Source organism: Herbidospora cretacea, assembly GCF_001570605.1.
Classification (GTDB): Bacteria; Actinomycetota; Actinomycetes; order Streptosporangiales; family Streptosporangiaceae; genus Herbidospora; species Herbidospora cretacea.
In genome coordinates this window covers 17085-38653 of record NZ_BBXG01000001.1, presented here as the reverse complement: position 1 = coordinate 38653, position 21569 = coordinate 17085, and the positions used below count along the sequence as shown (strand labels likewise).

The 21569-nt window shown below is 70.6% G+C and carries 19 protein-coding genes; 13 read left to right on the top strand and 6 right to left on the bottom strand.

Annotated features, from left to right (window positions below):
• Positions 1–3: 3 nt before the first annotated feature.
• Positions 4–3222: a carbohydrate-binding protein gene (locus AW270_RS00130; RefSeq protein WP_061288817.1), complete on the bottom strand. Its 3219-nt coding sequence runs from the start codon at positions 3220–3222 to the stop codon at positions 4–6.
• 373 nt (positions 3223–3595) lie between these two features.
• On the opposite strand from AW270_RS00130, the gene AW270_RS00125 reads away from it, so the two are divergent.
• From AW270_RS00125 to AW270_RS00100, 6 genes are all read left to right on the top strand, one after another.
• Positions 3596–4879, top strand: a complete 1284-nt coding sequence (locus AW270_RS00125; protein ID WP_245674499.1) for an ROK family transcriptional regulator — start codon at positions 3596–3598, stop codon at positions 4877–4879.
• A gap of 139 nt (positions 4880–5018) precedes the next feature.
• Positions 5019–6449, top strand: a complete 1431-nt coding sequence (locus AW270_RS00120) for a DUF2079 domain-containing protein (RefSeq protein ID WP_245674498.1) — start codon at positions 5019–5021, stop codon at positions 6447–6449.
• Between the two features lie 129 nt (positions 6450–6578).
• Complete coding sequence (locus AW270_RS00115) at positions 6579–7940, top strand: S8 family peptidase (protein WP_061288816.1); 1362 nt, start codon at positions 6579–6581, stop codon at positions 7938–7940.
• Complete coding sequence (locus AW270_RS00110) at positions 7940–8188, top strand: hypothetical protein (RefSeq protein WP_061288813.1); 249 nt, start codon at positions 7940–7942, stop codon at positions 8186–8188. The genes AW270_RS00115 and AW270_RS00110 overlap by 1 nt, the downstream gene beginning before the upstream one ends.
• Positions 8185–8742, top strand: a complete 558-nt coding sequence (locus AW270_RS00105; protein WP_061288812.1) for a P-loop nucleotide/nucleoside kinase family protein — start codon at positions 8185–8187, stop codon at positions 8740–8742. The genes AW270_RS00110 and AW270_RS00105 overlap by 4 nt, the downstream gene beginning before the upstream one ends.
• Before the next feature lie 33 nt (positions 8743–8775).
• Positions 8776–9969 (top strand): low temperature requirement protein A, encoded by a 1194-nt coding sequence (locus AW270_RS00100; RefSeq protein ID WP_061288810.1) that lies wholly within the window; start codon positions 8776–8778, stop codon positions 9967–9969.
• Here AW270_RS00100 and AW270_RS00095 read toward each other — a convergent pair.
• Positions 9935–10693, bottom strand: coding sequence for an ion transporter (locus AW270_RS00095; RefSeq protein ID WP_061288809.1), 759 nt, complete (start codon positions 10691–10693; stop codon positions 9935–9937). The two genes, AW270_RS00100 and AW270_RS00095, sit on opposite strands and share 35 nt — an antisense overlap.
• Before the next feature lie 331 nt (positions 10694–11024).
• Between AW270_RS00095 and AW270_RS00090 the strand changes: the two genes are divergently transcribed.
• Both AW270_RS00090 and AW270_RS00085 read left to right on the top strand, forming a co-directional pair.
• Positions 11025–11306 (top strand): hypothetical protein, encoded by a 282-nt coding sequence (locus AW270_RS00090; protein WP_061288808.1) that lies wholly within the window; start codon positions 11025–11027, stop codon positions 11304–11306.
• A complete protein-coding gene (locus AW270_RS00085) occupies positions 11303–11731 on the top strand; it encodes a PIN domain-containing protein (RefSeq protein WP_061288805.1) in 429 nt (142 codons plus the stop codon). The genes AW270_RS00090 and AW270_RS00085 overlap by 4 nt, the downstream gene beginning before the upstream one ends.
• 92 nt (positions 11732–11823) lie before the next feature.
• Here AW270_RS00085 and rpsD read toward each other — a convergent pair whose 3' ends face one another.
• Positions 11824–12438, bottom strand: coding sequence for a 30S ribosomal protein S4 (rpsD, locus tag AW270_RS00080; RefSeq protein WP_061288802.1), 615 nt, complete (start codon positions 12436–12438; stop codon positions 11824–11826).
• A 72-nt stretch (positions 12439–12510) separates the two neighbouring features.
• Between rpsD and AW270_RS00075 the strand changes: the two genes are divergently transcribed.
• Positions 12511–13236, top strand: coding sequence for a DUF2470 domain-containing protein (locus tag AW270_RS00075; protein ID WP_061288799.1), 726 nt, complete (start codon positions 12511–12513; stop codon positions 13234–13236).
• A gap of 9 nt (positions 13237–13245) precedes the next feature.
• Here the strand turns inward: AW270_RS00075 and AW270_RS00070 are convergent, their stop codons facing one another.
• Positions 13246–14019 (bottom strand): hypothetical protein, encoded by a 774-nt coding sequence (locus tag AW270_RS00070; protein ID WP_061288796.1) that lies wholly within the window; start codon positions 14017–14019, stop codon positions 13246–13248.
• Between the two features lie 40 nt (positions 14020–14059).
• A complete protein-coding gene (locus tag AW270_RS00065; protein WP_157521619.1) occupies positions 14060–15193 on the bottom strand; it encodes an ROK family transcriptional regulator in 1134 nt (377 codons plus the stop codon).
• 133 nt (positions 15194–15326) lie between these two features.
• On the opposite strand from AW270_RS00065, the gene edd reads away from it, so the two are divergent.
• The 3 genes from edd to eda are packed head-to-tail and all read left to right on the top strand — an operon-like array spanning position 15327 to position 18721.
• The gene (gene edd / locus AW270_RS00060; protein WP_061288790.1) at positions 15327–17150 is read left to right on the top strand and encodes a phosphogluconate dehydratase; all 1824 of its coding nucleotides are present in this window, start codon (positions 15327–15329) and stop codon (positions 17148–17150) included.
• Positions 17151–18110 carry a glucokinase gene (locus tag AW270_RS00055; RefSeq protein WP_061288787.1) on the top strand — a complete coding sequence of 320 codons (960 nt, stop codon included), beginning with the start codon at positions 17151–17153 and terminating at the stop codon, positions 18108–18110.
• The gene (gene eda, locus AW270_RS00050; protein WP_061288785.1) at positions 18107–18721 is read left to right on the top strand and encodes a bifunctional 4-hydroxy-2-oxoglutarate aldolase/2-dehydro-3-deoxy-phosphogluconate aldolase; all 615 of its coding nucleotides are present in this window, start codon (positions 18107–18109) and stop codon (positions 18719–18721) included. The genes AW270_RS00055 and eda overlap by 4 nt, the downstream gene beginning before the upstream one ends.
• A gap of 130 nt (positions 18722–18851) precedes the next feature.
• Here eda and AW270_RS00045 read toward each other — a convergent pair whose 3' ends face one another.
• Positions 18852–19853 (bottom strand): LacI family DNA-binding transcriptional regulator, encoded by a 1002-nt coding sequence (locus tag AW270_RS00045; protein WP_061288783.1) that lies wholly within the window; start codon positions 19851–19853, stop codon positions 18852–18854.
• Between the two features lie 428 nt (positions 19854–20281).
• Between AW270_RS00045 and AW270_RS00040 the strand changes: the two genes are divergently transcribed.
• Positions 20282–21568 (top strand): ABC transporter ATP-binding protein, encoded by a 1287-nt coding sequence (locus AW270_RS00040; protein ID WP_061288782.1) that lies wholly within the window; start codon positions 20282–20284, stop codon positions 21566–21568.
• Position 21569 lies beyond the last annotated feature (1 nt).

The window sequence follows — 21569 nt, the reverse complement described above, 5'->3', positions numbered from 1 at the left end:
ACCTCACTTCTGGATGGTGAAGGTGTCGACGTCGAACAGGGCGCCCGAGCCGCCGGTGAACCGGAGCACGACCTGGCCCGTCGCGGAACCGGCGGTCAGGTTGGCCGAGGTCGTCGCGAAGGTCTCCCAGCCGCCGGTGGGCGGGATCGCCACCGTGCCGAGCAGGGTGCCGGTGGCCGATCCGGCGCGGACCTCGATGGTCCCGCCGGGTCCGGCCGAGGAGTACTTGACGGTGATGCGGGTGGCGCCGTTCACGGTGACCTGGTTGTAGGCCGCCCAGTCGCCGTTCTCAATGTGCCCGGCGGTCAGCCCGCCCGAGGCCGGGGTGTGGGTGGCCTGCTGCACGCCGGAGGTGGAGGTGAACGCCTCGCCCTCGACCGTCGTGCCCGGCGGCGGGGTGCTGCCGAGCGAGAACGTGTCGATGTCGAACAGCGCGCCCGACCCGCCGGTGAAGGTGAGGAACAGCGCGCCGGTGCCCGAGCCGCTGAGCGAGGTGGAGACGTTGGCGAAGGTGTCGAAGCTGCCGGTGTTCGGGACGGCGACCGTGCCGAGGACCGTCCCGGTCTGGCTGCCGGAGCGGATCGTGATGGTGCCGCCGGGACCGCCCGAGGAGACGCGCGCCGTGAAGGAGGTCTTCCCGGACGTGCTCACCTGCGAGTAGCCCGCCCAGTCGCCGTTGTCGATGTAACCCACGGTCAGACCGCCAGAAGCTGCGGCGTGGGCCGCGGTCTGAACGCCGGAGTTCGACGTGAACGCCTCGCCCTCGATTGTCCCCGCCGGCGGGTTGGAGGTGCCGCCGTTGAAGGTGAACGCGTCGAGGTCGAACAGGTTGCCCTGGCCGGTGGCGCCCTTGAAGACGAAGAACACGGTCGTCGACGAGGTCGGCACGTTGCTCAGGTTGGCCGTCACGTCGGCGAAGGTGTCCCAGCTCCCGGTGTTGGCCACCGTGGCGGTGCCCAGCAGGGTGCCGGTCGCCGAGCCCGCGCGCACTTCGAGGGTGCCGCCGACGCCGCCGGAGGAGACCCGGGCCGTGAGCGAGGTCGCGCCGGTCAGGTTGTACGGCGTGAAGGAGATCCAGTCGTTGTTGTCGACGAACCCGACCGTGGTGCCGCCCTCGGCCGCCGCGTGCTGGGCGGTCTGGACGCCGTTCTGGGCGCCCCAGTGCTCGCCCTGGCGGTGCCGGGGCTGGAGGGTGCGGGTGACCGTGGTGGTCAGGCCGCCGTTGTCGGTGTACTCGGCGGTGAAGACGCCGTAGATGTTGGCGGCGGCGTCGTGCTCACCGTCGGTCGGGACGGTGATCGTGCCGGAGCAGCCCTGCTTCGAGGTGATCTGGTGCGAGTGGCTGTCGTGGCCGAGGAAGTAGGTGAACTTCACCTTGGTGCAGTCGATCGTGCCGTCCTGCGGGTCGCTGACGGAGATCGTGTAGGGGATCGTGTCGCCGAAGCTGAACAGCTGGCCGCTCAGCGGGGTCTGCAGGTTCACCGTCGGGGCGGTGTTGCCGACCGTGATCGTCACGTTGGCCGTGCCGGTCAGCCCGCCGGAGTCGCGCACCGTCAGCGTCACGTTGTAGGTGCCGTTGGTGGTGTACGTCTTGGTCGGGTTGGCCGCCGTGGAGGTGGTGCCGTCGCCGAAGTTCCACGAGTAGGTCAGCGCCGAGCCCTCGGGGTCGGACGAGCCGGCCGAGGAGAAGGTCACCGCGAGCGGGGCGACACCGGAGGTCGGGGATCCGGCGGCCTTGGCCACGGGGTTGCGGTTGGCGCCGCCGATGTACTCGATGCGGTAAAGGGCCTGGTTGCCCGAGCCGGTGCCGTAGTCGAGGACGTAGAGGGCGCCGTCGGGGCCGAAGGCCATGTCCATGACCTGGGTGCCGGTCCACGGGAACCCGCTGATCTCACCCACGCCGCCCGAGGAGGTCACCTCGATGGCCTTGATCCAGCGGCGGCCGTACTCGCCGGCGAAGAAGCGGCCGTCGAGCGACTGCGGGAACTTGACCGGGGAGGTGCTGCTCGCGTCGTACCGGTAGACGGGGCCGCCCATCGGGGACTCCGAGCCGCCGCCGAACTCCGCCGGGGAGCCCGCGTCGCCGCCGTAGCGGATCCAGGCCGGGCGCGGCTGCGGGAGGGTCTGCAGGCCGGTGTTGCGGAAGGAGTTGTTGGTCGGCTGCCCCGCGCAGTTGTACTTGGCCTGCGACGGGCCGCTCGGGAAGGTGAACTCGTTGTAGGTCTCGGCCGTGGTGTTGTTGCCGGTGCAGTAGGGCCAGCCGTAGTTGCCCGCCGAGGCGATGCGGTTGAACTCGACCTGGCCGCTCGGCCCCCGGTTGGCGTCGCTGGAACCGGCGTCCGGGCCGTAGTCGCCCAGGTAGACGATGCCGGTCGCCTTGTCGACGCTCATCCGGAACGGGTTGCGCAGGCCCATCGCGTAGATCTCGGGACGGGTGTTCGCGGTGCCCGGGGCGAAGAGGTTGCCCGACGGGATCGTGTAGGTCCCGTTGGCCTGTGGCTTGATGCGGAGCACCTTGCCACGCAGGTCGTTGGTGTTGCCCGAGGAGCGCTGCGCGTCGAACTGCGGATTGCGGTTGGTGCGCTCGTCGATCGGGGTGTAGCTGTTCGACTCGAACGGGTTGGTGTCGTCGCCCGTGGTCAGGTAGAGGTTGCCGGCCGCGTCGAAGTCGATGTCACCGCCCGCGTGGCAGCACTGGCCGCGGTCGTTGTCCACCCGCAGCACGACCACTTCACTGGCCATGTTCAGGGTGTTGTTGGTGTTCAGGGTGAACCGCGACAGGTAGAACTGGCCCTTCCAGGTGTTCCAGGTGCTCTGGTCACCCGTGGTCGGGGCGTCGCCGTCGGGGGTGCTCAGCCGGGGCGAGTAGTAGAGCCAGACGTACCGGTTGGTGGCGAAGCCGGGGTCGACCGCCACGCCCTGGAGGCCCTCTTCGTCGTGCGTGTACACGTTGAGGGTGCCCGCGAGGGAGGTGTTGCCGTTGACGTCGGTGATCCGCACCTGGCCGCCGCGCGCGGTGTGCAGCACCGAGCGGTTCGGCAGGACGGCCAGGGACATCGCCTCGCCGAGCTCGCCAGGTCCGGTGGCGAGCGCGATCTGCTGATAGTCCGATGCTGGGATGTCTGCCGCGTATGCGCTCTGGGGCGCCGCGACAACGCCCATCGTCACCATGATCGCGGTCAGGGCGCGTAACGCCCGCGACCGCAGGTGAGGTCGAGTCATGTGGGGGGTGGTCCTTCCTGACCTGGGGATTCAGTCAGGCAAGGCGCGCGCCGCCGCGCTTGTGCCCTCATTCACAACTGGTTCTGCCGGTCGTGCCGCCGAAAGACGAGACGGTGCCACGTCATCGACATTCGCCGATCCGTCTAGGTTTTGCGTGCTCGTTGACGGAATTTACCGATTTCTAACACACCCGTCATCCTGGTGTACAGCCCTCGGTTACCACCGACCGGGCGAGTGTTCCACGTTACGAAACTGTAATGCAAGGCGAAGCGGTTCGACACTTGTGGCACACCCGTCAGGGACATTTAATTCGGCAAGGCATGCAAATTAATTCGAGACGAACGGTCACGAGCGGAACGACGGGGTGCAAGACGTGCGACTGACTTCTGGCCCCGCCCTCGGCAGGAACGGCTCCACCGGCGTTCCCGTGGACCAGACCATGATCCGCCGGTCGAACCTGTCGCTCGTGCTGCGCCACCTGAAGGAGCACGGCCCCCGGTCGCGCTCCGCGGTGGCCGCCGAGACCGGACTGAACAAGGCCACCGTCACCAGCCTCGTCGGCGAATTACGAGCGCGCGGCCTGATCCGCGAGATGGGCCCCCAGTACGCCGGCTCCGTCGGCCGCCCCGGCCTGGCGCTGGCCCTCGACGGCGCCGGGGTCGGCGCCCTCGGGCTGGAGATCAACGTCGACTACATCGCCGCCTTCGCCACCGACCTGGCGGGCCGCGTCCTGGTGGACCGGCGCGTCGGCTTCGACGCGATGGGCTGCGAGCCCGAGGCCTCGCTCGACGAGCTGGCCCGGGTCGCCCGCGACGCGATAGCCGAGCTCCACATGCTCGGCGTCCGCGTCGCCGGGATAACGGTCGCGGTGCCCGGCCTCATAGACGGCACCAACGGCGTCGTCCACGTCGCCCCCAACCTCGGCTGGTACGGCGTCCCGGTCGCCGAGCGCCTCTGGGAGGTCGCCCCCGGCGTCCCGGTCACCGTCGCCAACGACGCCAACCTGGCGGCGCTGGCCGAGTTCACCAACGGCGTGGCCTCCGGCTCGGCCGACATGGTCTACCTGACCGGTGAGGTCGGCGTCGGCGGCGGCATCATCGCCGGCGGTCGCCTCCTCGGCGGCGCCGACGGCTTCGCCGGCGAAGTGGGCCACGTCATGGTCGACTCCTCCGGCGAGCGGTGCGGCTGCGGCCGGATCGGCTGCTGGGAGACCAAGGTCGGCCTGGCCGCGCTGGTCCGCATGGTCACCCCCGACCACGCCTACGGGGTGCGTGACGGCATCGTCCGCGACCCCGAGGAGCGCCTGAGCGAGATCGAACGCCGTCTGGCGCAGGGCGACCCCCAGGTCGACCACGCCCTGGCGGAGGTCGGCCGCTGGCTGGGCCGCGGCTCGGCCACCCTCGTCCGGCTCTTCAACCCCCGGGTCATCGTCGTCGGCGGCTTCTTCGCGCGGCTGGAAGGGCACATCCTCCCGCGCGCCCAGGCGGAGCTCGCCCGCCTCGGGGTCACCGGCTCCGTCGCCCGCTGCACCTTCGTCGCCTCCGACCTGGGCTTCGGCGCCGCCTCGCGCGGCGCGGCCGGGGTCGTGGTCGACCGTGTCCTGGCCAACCCGACAACCGTGGAGATACCACCCACCACTCTCAGCACGCTGGCCTAGGACACCCCAGGACTCCCGTCCGCCTGGCCTTCCGGTTCTTCGTGGCGCCGAACTCGCCGACCTCGGCGCCACGGGGATGTGCCACCCGGAGGCCAGGCGGACGGGCTTTTTCCTGTCCGGGCTCTGGGACGATGTGAGGGTGTTCCTCCCGCTCACCCGCCATCTGACCACCCACCGGCTCGGGGTCGGGTCGATGGCCTGGGTGGCGGCGGTGGTCTACGCGGTGTTGGGACTGGTGCGGTTCGCGACCTTCCGGGCGACCACCTTCGACATGGTGATCGTCGACCAGGCGGTGCGGGGCTACGCGTCGTTCGGGGCGCCGTACACGCCCTCGGTCGGGGTGTCCAAGGGCCTCGGGCCGGAGACCCTGCAACTGGCCGACCACTTCTCCCCCGTCTACGCGCTGCTCTCGCCCTTCTACTGGATCGCCGACGGGCCGCGCACCCTGATCGTCTGCCAGGCGGTCCTGTTCGCCGCGGCGATCCCCTCCCTGTGGCTGTTCGCGCGCAGGAGGCTCGGGGTGGCCGCCGCCTATCTCGTCGCCGGCGCCTACGCGGTGTCGTGGCCGGTGGCGCAGGCGGTCAACTTCGACGTCCACGAGGTCATGTTCGTGCCGTTGCTGAGCGCGGTCATGATCGAGCGCTTCGACGCGGGCCGGCGGCTGCCCGCCTACCTGGCGGCGTGCGGGCTGCTCCTCGTCAAGGAGGACATGGGCCTCATGCTGATCGGCTTCGGGGCCGCGCTGGCCCTGTCGCGCCGCCGGCTCGACGGCGCGATCGTCGCGGCGGCGGGGATCGGCGGGCTCGCGCTGGTCCGGGGGGTGCTGATCCCGCTGGCGGGCGGCTCCGACGACAACCACTGGCGCTACGACCACCTGGGCGACTCGCTCCCGGCGGCGCTGTGGACGCTGGTCCGCGACCCTCTCCACACCCTCCACCTGGTGTTCGGCGACGCCATGAAGATCGACACGCTGGTGCTGCTCTGCTGGCTGACCCTGTTCCTGTGCCTGTTCTCCCCGCTGATCCTCGCGGCGGCCCCGATGGTGCTGGAGCGGCTCGTCTCCGACTACAGCCTCTGGTGGTCGTGGGACCACCACTACAACGCCTTCGTCGTGGTGATCGTCTTCTGCGCCGGGGCCGACAGCGCCGCGCGCCTGCTGAGGCGCGTCCCGGCGAGCGGCGCCGCGATGACCACGTGGGCGGTCGCGGTGGCGGCCGTCGCGGTCACCCAGATCCCCCGCTTCGCCTTCGACCAGCTCGCCGACCCCGGCTTCTACGACAGGTACCCGCGCGCCGCGGCGGCCCACGAGGCCATGGGCCGGGTCCCCGACGGCGCGGTGGTCGAGGCGGCCAACCACATCGGGCCGATGATGACCCACCGGACGACCGTGCTGCTCTGGGAGCCGGGGTCCCGGAGCGCGCCCTGGGTGGTGGCCGACCTCTCGCAGTGGACCTATCCGTGGCGGAGCGCCGCCGACCAGGGACGGGCGGTGTCGGCCCGCCAGGCCGACGGATACCGGATCGTCTTCAGCGCGGACGGCTTCGTCGTGCTGCACAGGCCGGGAAGTTAGATCGTCGTACCGCGCCCCTGGTTTCGGCGGTTACGGAGGGGATTGGCCGGTGTTCGTAGGGTGGACCCGGTGGCGGCCGTACGCGAGATTAAGGGGCGTCGACTCCCCTCACCGGATGGAACCTGCCCCATGCGCGTGCTCGTCCAGCTCCGCCTCTCCCCCGACGTGGTCGCGGCGGTCGCCGACCCGGCCGTGACCGCCACGGCCGGCGATGTCGTCAACGGGCTCCCCGGCGTGCTGCTCGACCCTGCCTTCACCCCGGTCGCGGTGCCCCGGCCGATCCCGGCCCGCGCGGGCGGCGACCCGCTGTCGCTGAACCAGCCGCTGATCTTCTCGATGGCGCCCCGTGACGCGTCGGTGCTGGTCCGGGGCGAGATCGCCGACGACGAGGTGTCGACGCGGCTGGCCCTGCTGCCGGGCCGGGCCGGGGTGGTCGGCGTGTTCGCCGACCCGGTGATCCAGACCTCGCTGACCTGCGGCGGCGACGGTCCCGTCGGCGACTGGCGCGACGTGGAGCGGCTGCTCGCCGTCGAGAGGCTCCACGCCGAGGGGTACGACGGCTCGGGGGTCGCCCTGGCCGTCACCGACACCGGGGTGAACCAGCGCCATGTGACGGCGGCCCTGGGCCGCGACTTCGTCCTCGACCGGGAGCGGAGCTGGAAGCCCGACGGCGTCTCCGGGCGGCCGGGCGCCTACGACGTCGACCACGGCTCGATGTGCGCGTTCGACGCGCTGATCGCCGCCCCGAAGGCGTCGGTGATCGACATCCCGGTGCTGCTGTCCCGCCGTCCCGGCGGATCGGCGCTCGACGGCCTGCTGTCCGACGCGATGGCCGCCTTCGCCCACCTGCGGACCGTCCTCGACGCCCAGCCCGCCGAGTCCCGGGCCCTGGTGGTGACCAACTCCTGGGGCTCCTTCTCCCCCGAGTGGGACTTCCCGCCCGGCCACCCCGGCAACTACTCCGACAACGCCGCCCACCCGTTCAACCTGATCGTCGGCTCGCTGGCCGCCGCCGGGGCGGACATCCTGTTCGCCGCCGGGAACTGCGGCCGGGAGTGCCCCGACGGCCGCTGCGCCTACCCCGACCGGCCGATCTCCGGCGCCAACTCCCACCCCTCGGTGCTGTCGGTGGCCGGGGTCGACGTCACCGGCGAGCGGGTCGGCTACTCCTCCCAGGGCCCCGGGCGGCTGGCCGAGATGAAGCCCGACCTGGCGGCCTACACCCATTTCGCCGGGTCGGGGGCCTTCGGGCCGGGCGAGCCCGACTCGGGCACCAGCGCGGCCTGCCCGGTCGCGGCCGGGGTCGTGGCGGCGATCCGGTCGCGGGTGCCGTCCACGGTCCTGTCACCATCCCATTTGCGCACTTTGCTGATGAGAAGTGCCGATGATCGCGGTGTGCTGGGGTATGACTACGACTACGGATACGGAGTCGTGAACGTGCCCGGCATCGTCGAGGCCCTGCGGGCGAGGGCGAGCGGAGTGATGGTCTGATGGTACTGATCACGGTACGGCTGCCGCGCGGCGCCACCATGGACATGGCGCTGCGCGAACTGCGGCTGAAGAACGAGGAAGTCGACGCCGGCTACGGCCTGGTCGCGATCGATCCCGACCACGGCCTGTTCGGCCTGCGGGTGAGCGCCATGGCCGCCAACCGGCTGACCGCCACCCCTGAGGCGATGGGCGGCCCCTGGGCCGACCCGAAGATCGAGCCGATGGGGCCGCCGAGGAACGATCGATGACCTGCTGGATCGTGGCGGGCCCCCCGGGGTCCGGCAAGACCACCCTGTGCGAGGCCCTGCTGGCCCGCCTCGATCCGGTCCCGGCGCTGCTCGACAAGGACACGATGTACGGCGGCATGGTGAGCGGCATCCTGGCCGCCGCCGGGCGTGACGAGGGCGAGCGCGAGGGACCCTGGTACGACGTCCATATAAAGAGGTACGAATACGACGGTATGACCGCCACCGCACGGGAGATCCGGCGCCACGGCACGCCCGTGCTGCTGAGCGGCCCCTTCACCAGCCAGGTCCACAGCAAGACCCGGTGGGACGAGTGGGCCGAGGAGCTCGGCGGCGGCGACATCCGGCTGCTCTGGGTGCGGTCCGACGCCGCCACCCTGCGCGAACGGATCGTCGCCCGGGGCCTGGAGCGCGACCGCGGCAAGCTGGCCGCCTTCGACGGCTACCTGCGGGCGATCAAGGTCGACGAGCCGCCGGTGGTGCCCCACGTGGAGATCGACAACCGCCGGGGCGCGGAACCCCTCGCGAGGCAGCTGAGGCTCCTGGGCATCGGTTAGGACATCTCGGGTCTCACGCGTACATTCCTGTCCGTGTCTGAGGTGGAATCCGGTGAGCGGCACGCCAGCTGGCTTGAGCTGTTCTTCGATCTGATCATCGTGGTGGCCGTCGCGCAGCTGGCCCACATCCTGCATCCCACGCCCGAACACCCGCTCGACCCGCAACGGGTGCTGCTGTTCCTGGGCCTCTACTACGCCATCTGGAGCGTCTGGACCTCCTTCACGCTCTACGCCAACGTCGCGGGCGAGAAGACCCGTCAGCGGGCCATGCTCGCGGCGATGTTCGGGATCGCGGTCATGGCGGCGAGCGTGCCGGAGGCCACGGGGGCGCACGGCACCGCGTTCGCCATCGCCTACGTCTACTGCCGCCTCCTGGCCACCTCGACCTGGGGCTCCACCAACACGTTCTTCGGCGGCTGGCCCGCGGCGCAGAACGGCGCCGGGCTGGCGCCCTGGGTGATCTCGATCTGGGCGCACCACCCGCCCACCCGCTATTGGCTGTGGGGCATCGGCATCGCGCTCGACCTGGTCATCTCGTTCCTGCGCAGCGGCGACAGCGAGGAGCGGCTCAACCGGATGAACCGGCGCTTCGAGGAGCACCGGCAGCGGTCGGCGACGCGCGGGCGGGTCAGGAGGCCGTTCACGCTGCCGGAACCGGCGCGGCTCAACGAGCGTCACCTCGCCGAGCGGCTCGGCCTGTTCGTCATCATCGTGCTCGGCGAGGCGGTGATGCAGGTGGTGGTGTCCACCTCGGAGATCGAGTGGACCCGGCCGCTGATCGTGTCGGCCATGGCGGGCTTCGGGCTGCTGGTCTGCTTCTGGTGGCTGACCCTCCGCTACGGGGCCTCGGCCACCCCCGTCCACAACATGAAGCCCCGGATCACGCTGCCCGGCCACTTCGCGATGACCGCCGGGATCGCGGCCATCGCGGCGGGGCTCGGGGCACTGGTCGCCCATCCGGAGGGCCACCTGGAGGAGGCGGTGAGGTGGACCCTCTGCGGCGGGACGATCGTCTACTTCCTCACGTCGGGGATCATCGCGGCGGCGGCGCGGCCTCCGGTCGGCTGGCTGCTCGGCTGGACGCTGCCCGCCGTGGCCGGCCCGGTCGTGCTGGGCCTGCTGCCGCTGCCCGGCTGGGGTCTGGTGCTGGGCCTGCTCGCCGTCGCCGGATGGCAGGTCTGGTTCCCCCAGATCACGGGGCGCCTGCTGGCTCGCGGAGCGACCTGACCTCTTCCCTGAGCTCGGCCAGCTCGGCCAGGATCCGCTCGCTGACCTCGACCTCCTCCTCGTCCATCGCGCTCACCACGACCGCGATGAACAGGTTCACCACGACGAACGTGCAGATCAGCACGAAGCAGACGAAGAAGATCCAGGCCGACGGGTAGACCGTCATGACCTGGCGGGTGATGTCGGACCAGCCGTCGCCGGTCATGATCTGGAACAGGGTGAACAGCGACGTCTGGAGGTTCCCGAAGTAGTCGGGGGCGACGTGGCCGTACATGCGGGTGCCCATCACCGCGGCGACGTACAGGACCAGGCCCAGCAGGGCCGCGATCGAGGCGACGCCGGGAACGGCGGTGAGCAGCGCGGACACCACCCGGCGCAGGCTCGGCACGGCCGAGACGAGCCGGAGCGCCCGCAGCACCCGCAGCGACCGGAGCACGGTCAGGCCGCCCGCCGCCGGCATGAGCGAGACCGCCACGACGATGGAGTCGAAGACGTTCCACGGGTCGCGGGGGAACCGGCCGCGCTGGACGTAGAGCCGCGCGGCCAGTTCCACGACGAAGATGACCAGGGAGACGCGGTCGATGAGGTGGAGCAGGTCGCCGTAGCGGGCCATCGCGTCGGCGGAGGTCTCCACGCCGAGGGTGGCCGAGTTGAGCAGGATGACGGCGATGATCGCCTGCTGGAACCGCTTGGACTCGATGATGTACCGGACACGCTCACGCACCGTTTTTGCCCCCGGGGGAAGCGGAACAGGAACAGCAGGCGAGCGTAATCGCGATCGTACGAATGCCCGGGGACCCTGGGAAATACGGCGATCCCCGGCCAAAGGCTAACGAGAGCACTGCGCCTGCACTCTGCCCCAGCGACAGCACGCTCTGGGTAGATCGGACAGGGCATTCTCGTGGTGGACCTGGATGACGAAAGAGTCTGGAACATCCGATTCGAGCATCCCACAGGCGATACAACCGTTGGATCTGGCGACTCCAGATCCAACGGCAGTGCCGATTGTGCGGGAACTGCTGGTGGCAGGCGATCACCAACCGTATGATTTTTGTATGAGTGAAACGAAGAAGCGGATCACCGTCACGGTGGACCCGGCCCTGAACGCCTTTGCCGAACGCATGGTCCAGACCGGCCGCGCCGCGTCGGTCAGCGCGGTCGTCTCGGCGGCGCTGGCCTCACTCCACGCCCGCGACCTGCGAGCGTCCAAGGCGTGGCAGGACAAGCTCGACGAGGCCGCCGCCAACCCGGACATCCTGGAGAAGGTCGACCGGATGATGGCCTCAGTCGACCGGCAGATGCGCGAACACGGCTTCCCGACCGCCGGTGCCGCGTGACCCACGTCCCCACCCCCCTGATCCTGGACCTCAGCGTCCTGGATGAGGTCGCCCGAGGCGAGACCGAGCTCATCACCCTCCTGCAACGCAGTGACGACCGTGGGCAGCCGCTCGTCGTCCCCGCTCTGGCCCTGGCAGGGGTCGGGACGACGCTGCACCACAGCGCCGACGCCGAGGACCTCCTTGCCGGAGTGGCCAACCTGGACGTGGTCACGGTCGCGCCGCTCCAAAACGTTGAGCAGGCGTTTATTCTCGCCCGCGTCATCGCCGCGACCGGCCTGGATCCCTGGGACGCGCACGTGGCCGCCATCGCCGACGCGAGCGTCTGCCCCATCCTGACCGTCAACGCCGAGAAGTGGAAAGGGCCGTCGAGGGCCCTGGAGAACCCGCTTCACGTCATCGAGATCACCGAAGACCCTACCTGACCCCCGCCCGCAGAAGGCCCCAGGCGACGGCCCGATGACGCCCCAGAAGGGAATCAGGTAGCCGTCTCCCCAGCTTGCACGCTCGCCAAAGGCTAACGAGAGTAGTGCTCCACGACGAGTTGCTCGTCGACGGGGACGGCGATCTGCTCGCGCGTCGGGGCCGACACCAGCGTGACCGTGAGCTCCTTCAGGTCGACCGACAGGTAGGCGGCCGGGCGGTCGTCGGCGTAGGTCCCCTCGGCGGCGGCCACGAACGGCTGCATCTGGCGTGACCTGCCGCGCACGCCGATGACCTGGCCGGGCTTCACGAGGTAGCTGGGGATGTCGACCTTGCGGCCGTCGACGGTGATGTGGCCGTGGTTGACGTACTGGCGGGCCGCGTAGATCGAGGCGGCCAGGCCGGAGCGCATGACGACCGAGGCGAGGCGGGTCTCCAGGATGGCCAGCAGTTCCTCGCCCGAGCGGCCGGGGCGGCGCACGGCCAGGTCCCAGTAGCGGCGGAGCTGGCGCTCGGACACGTCGTAGTACCAGCGGAGCTTCTGCTTCTCCATCAGCCGCATGCCGTAGTCGCCGACGTTGCGGCGGTTGGTCTTCCGGCCGTGCTCCCCGGGCGGGTAGGGCCGCGCCTCGAAGTACTTCACGGCCTTGCGGGTCAGCGGGACGCCCGCCCGCCGAGACAACCGCACCTTCGGACCCGTGTAGCGCACGCGCACTCCTCTGTGGTTAGGTAACCCTTATTAAGGTAAGCCTTACCTTAACAGACCAGAAGGAGAGTCACGATGACCCAGCCCGTCTCGGCTCCCCCGATCGCCGAACGCGTCCGGACGCTGGCCGCCACGGCCGCCCCGACGCACGTCGCGGTGGCCGGTTCCGAGCTCAAGGCGCTCCCGGCGCGCGGCGGCGTCGACGCCCAGGGCCGCCCGGTCCTGCTGGTCAAACCCGGCGAGGTCCTGTACGGCTGCCGCGACGACCTGGCCGTCACCGTCGACCTGGTCGCCACCCGCAGCCTGGGCGAGACCGAGCGCGCCCGGGGCATGCTGAAGATCCGCGGCTGGGCCTCCACGGTCCCCGGCCACGAGGTGCGCGAGACGGCGATCGCCATCGCCGAACGCTGCCCCGACGAGGACCTGTTCGCCGTCATCGAGAACACCGGCCGAGCCCCCCGGCTGCTCCGCGTCGACGTGGCCGACGTCGTCTACCTGACCGGCACCGAGTCAGGCGTCCTGGACTCCGACGACTACCTCGACGCCGACCCCGACCCGCTGCTCGACCAGGCCGAACGCATGCTCCACCACGTCAACAGTGCCCACCGCGCCCAACTGGTCGCGGCCGTCGAGAAGCTGACGGGCGAGCCCGCCCCGGACGCCTGGCTGTGGGAGCTCGACCGCTACGGCGCCACCGTCCGCGCGGGCCGCGACCGCCTGGTCAGACTGCCGTGGCCGTCCCCGGCCGCGACCCCGGAGGCCCTGGAACAAGCCCTGGCCTGCCTGGTCTGCGCCCACTGACGGGTGGCGTCACTCCTTGGACAGGACGTTGGAGACCGTGGCCGCCGGGGGCGCCTTGATCGAGACCTTCTTCCCCCAGGCGGAGTACGTGGTGACGGTGTGGATGTCCACTCGGTCCCAGTCGTGGCTGTGGTAGAGGTATCCCCCGTTGAGGTCCGTCACCAGGCGCTTGGGGAGAGAGCGGGCGTCGAGCGTGAGCGCGAAGCGCAGGTGCGCCCCGGACAGGAACACGCTCCGGCTGGCGGACAGGCGGAACCAGGGCGAGACGGCGTGCAGTTCGGACAGGTCGATCGTCCCGGTGTACACGCGACCCGACCGCTTGGCGCGGCCGAGCAGCGCCTTGAGCGTCGCCGGCTCACCGGGGTTGACGAGCTGGCCGAAGATCGTGGAGCTCCCGCTGGGCGTGCCGCCCTTCTTCTCGACGAACCACGTCTTCCCGGCGGGCACCGCGAAGCCGAGCCCCTTGGTGTAGGTCGTCGTCCCGATCATGATGGCCCGGCCGGGCGTCAGGATCTCCGGATTGCGGTCGGGCACCGGCCCGAACAGCTCCACGCCGATGTCGGAGGCGGCGACCCGTCCCCCGCGCCCGAACTGAAGCCGGCCCTTGCGCACGACGAACTTCTCGGTGACCGAGGTCACGAGCGAGGTGGTGTCGACGAACGCCACCCCCCGCCCGGCGCCCACCTGCTTCTTCACCATGGCCACCGGATCGGCGGCGGCCTCGGCCGGGGTCACGGGTAAGACGACGACCGCCACCAGGGCGGTGATCAGTAAGCGTTTCATGCTCGGATTCTCACTCGCCCTGATCAAGAACAGGTCGCCGTCAGATCGCGTCCGGGTCCAGGATGCGGTCGATGACCAGCAGCGCGCAGCCGGTGATGCCCGCTCCGGGGCCCAGGCGGCTGCGCTCGATCTTGAGGCTGCGGGTCGCCAGCTGGGTGGAGCGCTGGTAGACGACCTCGCGGACGCCGGAGACGAGGGGCTGGAACATCTCGGCCACGTCGCCGCCCAGGACGACGACCGACGGGTTGAGCAGGTTGACGGCGCTCGCGATGACCTCGCCGAGCCACCGGCCGGCCTGGCGGACGACGGCCATCGTCTCGGCGTCGCCGGCGCGGACCAGGGCGGTCACGTCGGCGAGGGAGAGCACGTCGCGGCCCCGGCTCCGCAGTTCGCCCAGGATGGCGGTGCCGCTGGCGACCGAGTCGACGCAGTCGAGGTTGCCGCAGCGGCACAGGACGCCGCCGCCGTCGCGGACCGGGATGTGGCCGATTTCGCCGGCCGCGCCGAGCGCGCCGCGCATGACGCTCCCGCTGGAGACGACCCCGGCCCCGATGCGAGTGGAGACCTTCACGAACAGCAGGTCGCGCTCGCCGGGGTAGACGCCCCGGTGCTCGCCCATCGCGATCACGTTGACGTCGTTGTCGACCAGGACCGGGACCGGGAAGCGGGCGGCGATCAGCGGCGGGATCTCCACGCCGGTCCACGACGCCATCACGCGGGCCGACTCGGTGCGGCCCCGGGCGTACTCGACGGTGGCGGGCACGCCCAGGCCGACGCCGACGACCGGGCCGCGGTCGCCGAGCAGCTTCTCCCACGTGTCCATGACGAGGCCGAGCACCGCGTCGGGGCCCTCCTCGACGTCGATCACCAGGTCTGTGCGTTCGATCACATCGCCGGCCAGGTCGCACAGGGCGATCTGGGTGCGGCTGGCGCCCAGGGACGCCACCGCCACGACGCCTCCGGCGGCGTTGAACCGCAGCCGCACCGGGGGCCGGCCGCCGGTCGACGGGCCCTCGGCGTCCTCCACGATCAGGCCGCGTTGCAGCAGCTCGTTGACGCGATGGGTGACCGCGGGACGCGACAGGGCGGTGACCCGGCCGATCTCGGCCCGGGTCGTGGCCTCGCCGCTGCGGACGAGCTGGAGCACCTCACCGGTGGTGGCAATCCGTGACATACGTGGCATCGCCTCAAGCATAGGGGTTGACCGAAGTTCACCTACTTATTCATTCTAAGTTACAAAAGTCAGCTTGATGAATACCCAAAGTTCAAGCTAATGTCCTGCTTGTCCGTATTGAGGAGGGGACGTTATGACACACCCGGCCGTAGCCGAGGTCACCCACCGCATCGTCGAGCGCAGCCGGGAGTCCCGCACCGCCTACCTTTCCCGTGTGGACGCCGACGCGGCCGAGCTGCGCCGACGGGGGCCCGCACGGGGCCACCTGGGCTGCGCCAACCTGGCCCACGGGTTCGCCGCCGCCGAGGACGACAAGCCGCTGCTCCGGGCCGCCACGCGGCCGGGCGTGGCGATCGTGACGTCGTACAACGACATGCTGTCGGCGCACCAGCCGTACGAGAGCTACCCGCCGGAGCTGAAGAAGGCGGTGCGCGCGGCCGGGGGTGTCGCGCAGGTCGCCGGGGGCGTGCCGGCCATGTGCGACGGGGTGACCCAGGGCCGGGCGGGCATGGAGCTGTCTCTCTACAGCCGCGACGTGATCGCGATGTCGACGGCCATCGCCCTCTCCCACGACATGTTCGACGCCTCGCTGCTGCTGGGGGTCTGCGACAAGATCGTGCCCGGCCTGTTCATCGGGGCGCTGCGGTTCGGCCACCTGCCCGCGATCTTCGTGCCGGCCGGGCCGATGCGCTCGGGCCTGCCGAACAAGACCAAGGCGCGGGCCCGCCAGGCGTTCGCCGAGGGCAAGATCGACCGCGCCGAGATGCTCGACGCCGAGGCGCGCAGCTACCACTCCCCCGGCACCTGCACCTTCTACGGCACCGCCAACTCCAACCAGCTCCTGATGGAGGTCATGGGCCTGCACCTGCCGGGTGCGACCTTCGTCAACCCGCGCACCGAGCTGCGCCAGGCCCTCACCGCCGCCGCCGCGCGGCGGGTGGTGGAGCTGACCGCCCACGGCGACGAGTACACCCCGATCGGCCACGTCGTCGACGAGAAGTCGGTCGTCAACGCCGTCGTCGCGCTGCTGGCCTCGGGCGGGTCGACCAACCACACCATGCACCTGGTCGCCATGGCGAACGCCGCCGGGATCACGCTGACCTGGGACGACATGGCGGCGCTGTCGAAGGTCGTCCCGCTGCTGACCCGGATGTACCCCAACGGGGAAGCCGACGTGAACCACTTCCAGGACGCGGGCGGCATGCAGGTGTTCATCGGCACGCTGCTGGACGCCGGGCTGCTCCACTCCGACGTGCTGACCGTGGCCGGGCGGGGGCTGGACCTCTACCGGTCGGCGCCGGAGTTCAAGGAGGGCGAGCTGGTCTGGGCCGAGCGGGCCGAGGGCAGCGGCGACCTGTCGGTGCTGCGCCCCGCCGATGAACCTTTCTCGCCCGACGGCGGCATCCACATGGTCGACGGCAACCTCGGCCGGGCCGTCTCGAAGGTGTCGGCGGTCAAGCCCGAGCACCTGGTGATCGAGGCGCCCGCGAAGGTGTTCGACGACCAGCTCGACCTGCTGCGCGCCTTCGAGCAGGGCGATCTCGACGGGCAGGACTTCGTCGCGGTGGTCCGCTACCAGGGCCCGAGCGCCAACGGCATGCCGGAGCTGCACAAGCTCACCCCGCCGCTGGCGGTGCTGCTGGACCGTGGACAGAAGGTGGCAATCGTCACAGACGGTCGCATGTCGGGCGCGTCCGGCAAGGTCCCCGCCGCCATCCACCTGTCGCCCGAAGCCGCCAAGGGAGGCGCGATCGCGCTGATCAGGGACGGTGACCCCATCAGGCTCGACTCGGCCGCCGGGACCCTGGACGCGCTGACCGACCTGAACGGCCGGACCCCCGACGGCGCCGCGAAATCGGATGACAAATGGGTGGGAACCGGACGCGAGCTTTTTGCCGCCTTCCGTCGTACGGTTGGACCCGCAGAACGCGGTGCCAGCATCTTCGGAGGGTTCTAAGTGAGCTACCCCTGGCTCGTCGCCGACATCGGCGGCACCAACGCACGTTTTGGAATCGTCTCCGGGCCGGGTGCGGCGCCGGAGGCGGTGGCCGTCCTCAACGTGGCCGAACACCCCGGTCTGCCGGACGCCGTCGCGGCCTATCTGGCCGACCACGCGGATGGGGTGCGGCCGGGGGCCGTGTGCGTGGCCATCGCCGGGCCGGTCAAGGGCGACCGCTACACGCTGACGAACGGGTCCTGGTCCGGATCGATCGCCGACCTGGGCATCCCGCAGGCCGCCGTGCTCAACGACTTCGAGGCGCTGGCCATCTCGCTGCCCCACCTGGCGGGCGACGACCTGGTGCCGCTGGGCGGGCCCTCCCCCTCGGCCGGGATGGTGAAGGCGGTGCTCGGGCCCGGCACGGGTCTGGGCGTGGCCGGGCTGGTGCCGGCCGGTGACGGCTGGGTGCCGGTGCCGGGCGAGGGCGGGCACGTCTCCGTCCCGGCGGTGACCGACCTGGAGTTCGAGATCGTCAAGGCCCTCCGCGGCGACGGCCTGCCCTACGTCGACGCCGAGCACCTGCTCTCGGGCTCGGGGCTGCCCCGGCTCCACCGGGGTCTTTCTCTCGTACGCGGCATCAAGGCCACCCGCAAGAGCGCCTCGGAGATCGTGGCGGGCGACGACGCCGTGTGCCGCGAGACGATCGAGGTCTTCCTGGCCCTGCTCGGCGGGTTCGCCGGCAACGTCGCCCTCACGCTGGGCGCGCGCGGCGGCGTCTACCTGGGCGGCGGCGTGCTGCCCCGGATCGTCGACCGGGTCCGCGACAGCGACTTCCGGGCCCGGTTCGAACTGACCGGCCCCGCCCTCTCCGACTACCTGACCGCCATCGCCACCTCGCTGATCGTCGCCGAGCAGCCCGCACTGACGGGTGCGGCCGCCTGGCTCCAGCAGCGGGCCACTAGTGTGGAGTACGTATGAGTTCCCTCCTCGACCTCGCCCCCGTGGTCCCCGTCGTCGTGATCGACGACGTCGCGACCGCCGTGCCGATGGCCCGCGCCCTCGTGGCGGGCGGCCTGCCGGTCATCGAGGTCACCCTGCGCACCGAGGCCGGGCTCGAGTCGATCCGCCGGATCGCCGCCGAGGTCGAGGGCGCGGTCGTGGGCGCCGGAACGGTCCGCCGCCCCGCCGACGTCGAGGCCGCGGTCGAGGCCGGGTCGAGGTTCCTGGTCTCCCCGGGCTCCCCGGCGGCGCTGATCGACGCGATGACCTCCTCCGGAGTGCCGTTCCTGCCCGGCGTGGCGACGGCGACCGAGGTCATGGAGCTGTTCGAACGCGGCCTGCGCGAGATGAAGTTCTTCCCGGCCGAGCCGGCCGGGGGCGTCCCCTATCTCAAGGCGCTGGGCGGGCCGCTGCCCGAGGTGCGCTTCTGCCCCACCGGCGGCATCCGCCTGGCGACCGCGCCCGACTACCTCGCGCTGCCCAACGTCGGCTGCGTCGGCGGCACCTGGCTCACGCCGGCCGACGCGCTGGCCGCCGGTGACTACGCCGTCATCGAGAAACTCGCCGCGGAGGCCGCCGCTCTCCGCTGACAGCTTCGCCGGCCAGGCCATCCTCCCTCGGCCGAAGCCGGCGACCATGCCCGCGCCCGAAACCCGGAACCACGGACATGGAAACGGGGGCCCGTGACACCGAACCCAGGACGTCACGGGCCCTTCGTTCTCATTTGCCGTGTCTGCCGCCGGTCGAGCGGCGGACCACCAGCTCCGGCTGGAAGACCAGCTCCAGGTTCTTGGACGGCGCCCCCTCGACGATCTCCAGCAGGGTCTCCACCGCCGCCGAGGCCATGGCGCGGATGGGCTTGCGCACGGTCGTCAGCGGCGGATCGGTGAACGGGATCAGCGGGGAGTCGTCGAACCCGACGACCGAGACGTGGCCGGGCACGTTCAGCCCGCGTTCGCGGGCGGCCCTGATCGCGCCGAGCGCCATCAGGTCGCTGGCGCAGAAGACGGCGGTGCAGCCCCGGTCGAACAGGGCGCCGGCCGCCGCCTGGCCGCCCTCGACGGTGGCCAGGCTGTGTTCGATCAGGTCGTCGACGTTCTTCGTCATGACCTGGCGGAAGGCCTCGATCTTGCGCAGCGCCGGCACGAACCTCTTCTGGCCCAGGGCCAGGCCGATGCGCTCGTGGCCGAGGTCGACCAGGTGGCGCACGGCCAGCCGGGTGGCCAGGCGGTCGTCCGGGGAGATGAAGGGCGCCTGGATGGTGTCGTTGTAGCCGTCGACGAGGACGATCGGCAGGCCCCGGTCGGTCATCCGGGTGTAGCGGTCCATCCGGGCGGTCGCGTCGGCGTGCAGGCCGGAGATGAAGACGATGCCGCTGACGCCCCGGTCGATGAGCATCTCGGTGAACTCGTCCTCGGGCGCGCCGCCGGAGAGCTGGGTGCACAGGACGGGGGTGTATCCGTGCTGGCCGAGGGCCTTCTCGACGGCCTGGGCGAAGGCCGGGAAGACCGGGTTGTCCAGCTCGGGGGTGACCAGCCCGATCAGGCCGTTGCTGCGCTGGCGTAATCGGAGCGGGCGTTCGTACCCCATGAAGTCGAGGGCGGTGAGGACGGCCTGCCGGGTGGACGGGGAGACCCCCGCCTTGCCGTTGAGCACGCGGCTCACGGTCGCCTCACTGACCCCTGCCTGCACCGCGATGTCGGCGAGCCGGGCGTTGTTCATGCGCGTATCCTCACCGCCGGGCGGCGATCGGGCCAGGAACGCTACTTCACCTGTTCTTCGCATTGCGGAAAGCAGGCCGCTCACCATTGATCCGCCCTTGTCAGGCCCGGAAGTCAAATGAAGCTTTCATGGTGGTGTTTAGGGAAATGTCAGCCGATGCCCGACAGAGTGATGAAAAGCCGCAGGAAGTTCCGCAAGCTCGGCGACGCGGAGTCCGGCTGGCAGGCCGGTTTTCGGGCCTCCCGTAACACGGGGGCACTCCCGTTTCATTGGGTCATCGCAGGTCCCGGCAACACCCCCGTAACCCCCGGGCCTCCCATTTTTCACAACATGTATGGACATGGACCGTGCCCACGCGATGTACTACCTCATCAATCACCCAGATGGCGGGCTCCGGGCACTGCGCGCCCGGAAGGGAACGAGAACCTATGAGCCAAGTCGTCCTCGACAACGTCACCAAGGTCTACCCAGGCGGATTTCTGGCCGTGGACCGGATGAACCTGCGCGCCGAGGACGGCGAGTTGCTGGTGTTACTGGGCCCTTCGGGTTGCGGAAAATCGACGTTGCTCCGCATGATCGCCGGCCTGGAGGACATCACCGACGGCGACCTGTGGCTGGACGGGAAGATCGCCAACCATCTGGCGCCCCGCGACCGTGACGTGGCCATGGTGTTCCAGAACGGCGCGCTCTATCCCCACCGGACCGTTCGCGGGAACCTGTCCTTCCCGTTGGAGATCGCCAAGGCCGACCCGCAGCTGGTGCGCGACCGCGTCACGGAGCTGTCGAAGGCGCTGCACATCGACGAGACCCTGGACCGCCGGCCTGGAACGCTCTCGGGTGGCCAGCGCCAGCGGGTGGCGATGGGCAGGGCGATAGTGCGTCAGCCGAAGCTCTTCCTGATGGACGAACCCCTCTCGAACCTCGACGCCGGCATGCGCACCGAGCTCCGCATGGAGATCTCCTCCCTCGTCCGGGCCCTCGGCGTCACCACCGTGTACGTGACGCACGACCAGATCGAGGCCCTCACCCTGGCCGACCGGATCGCGATCATGAACCGGGGCGTGCTCCAGGACATCGGCACCCCGGCCCAGGTCTACAACGACCCGGCGACCGCGTTCACCGCGGCGTTCCTCAGCTCGCAGCAGCTCAACCTGCTGGCGGCTACGGTGCGTACACCTCAGAACCAGTACATCCTGCTGGACTTCGGAACGCACCAGATCACAATCCCGTGGACCGATCCACGCGCTTACGCTGTGTCACAGCACACCGGCAGCCAGATCATCGTCGGCATCCGCCCCGACGCCCTCGCGCCGATGCCCGACGGCATGGAGGGCCCGGTGTTCATGGGCCGGGTGCGGACGCTCGAATACCACGGCCACGAGTGGCTGGCCTATGTCGAGGCCGGGATCCCGTCGGTGCACGTGCCCGAGCCGCCCGACCCCCGGTTCGCCCTCGCCAACGGCGCGAACGGCCACAGCAGGGCCCGGTCGATGATGCGGCGGCTGTTCAACTCCGACATCGAGGCCGACGAGACGCCGTCGGGGCCGCAGCCCGGCCCCAACGGGCTCGGGTCACACCGGCGGGCCGACCTGATCGTCCGGCTCGGGGCCCGGCCGTCGTGGCGCGCGGGCGAGCACGCCCGGGTGGCCGTCGACGTCTCGCGGCTGATGCTGTTCACGCACACCGGCGCGCGCATCGACCCGCCCCGAAGGTAGG

Bases quoted from the DNA above. Each gene is read 5' to 3' on its own strand.
- AW270_RS00130 (WP_061288817.1), bottom strand. From the start codon at position 3,222: ATGACTCGACCTCACCTGCGGTCGCGGGCGTTACGCGCCCTGACCGCG.
- AW270_RS00115 (WP_061288816.1), top strand. From the start codon at position 6,579: ATGCGCGTGCTCGTCCAGCTCCGCCTCTCCCCCGACGTGGTCGCGGCG.
- AW270_RS00110 (WP_061288813.1), top strand. From the start codon at position 7,940: ATGGTACTGATCACGGTACGGCTGCCGCGCGGCGCCACCATGGACATG.
- AW270_RS00105 (WP_061288812.1), top strand. From the start codon at position 8,185: ATGACCTGCTGGATCGTGGCGGGCCCCCCGGGGTCCGGCAAGACCACC.
- AW270_RS00090 (WP_061288808.1), top strand. From the start codon at position 11,025: ATGAGTGAAACGAAGAAGCGGATCACCGTCACGGTGGACCCGGCCCTG.
- AW270_RS00075 (WP_061288799.1), top strand. From the start codon at position 12,511: ATGACCCAGCCCGTCTCGGCTCCCCCGATCGCCGAACGCGTCCGGACG.
- AW270_RS00070 (WP_061288796.1), bottom strand. From the start codon at position 14,019: ATGAAACGCTTACTGATCACCGCCCTGGTGGCGGTCGTCGTCTTACCC.
- AW270_RS00065 (WP_157521619.1), bottom strand. From the start codon at position 15,193: ATGTCACGGATTGCCACCACCGGTGAGGTGCTCCAGCTCGTCCGCAGC.
- edd (WP_061288790.1), top strand. From the start codon at position 15,327: ATGACACACCCGGCCGTAGCCGAGGTCACCCACCGCATCGTCGAGCGC.
- eda (WP_061288785.1), top strand. From the start codon at position 18,107: ATGAGTTCCCTCCTCGACCTCGCCCCCGTGGTCCCCGTCGTCGTGATC.
- AW270_RS00045 (WP_061288783.1), bottom strand. From the start codon at position 19,853: ATGAACAACGCCCGGCTCGCCGACATCGCGGTGCAGGCAGGGGTCAGT.
- AW270_RS00040 (WP_061288782.1), top strand. From the start codon at position 20,282: ATGAGCCAAGTCGTCCTCGACAACGTCACCAAGGTCTACCCAGGCGGA.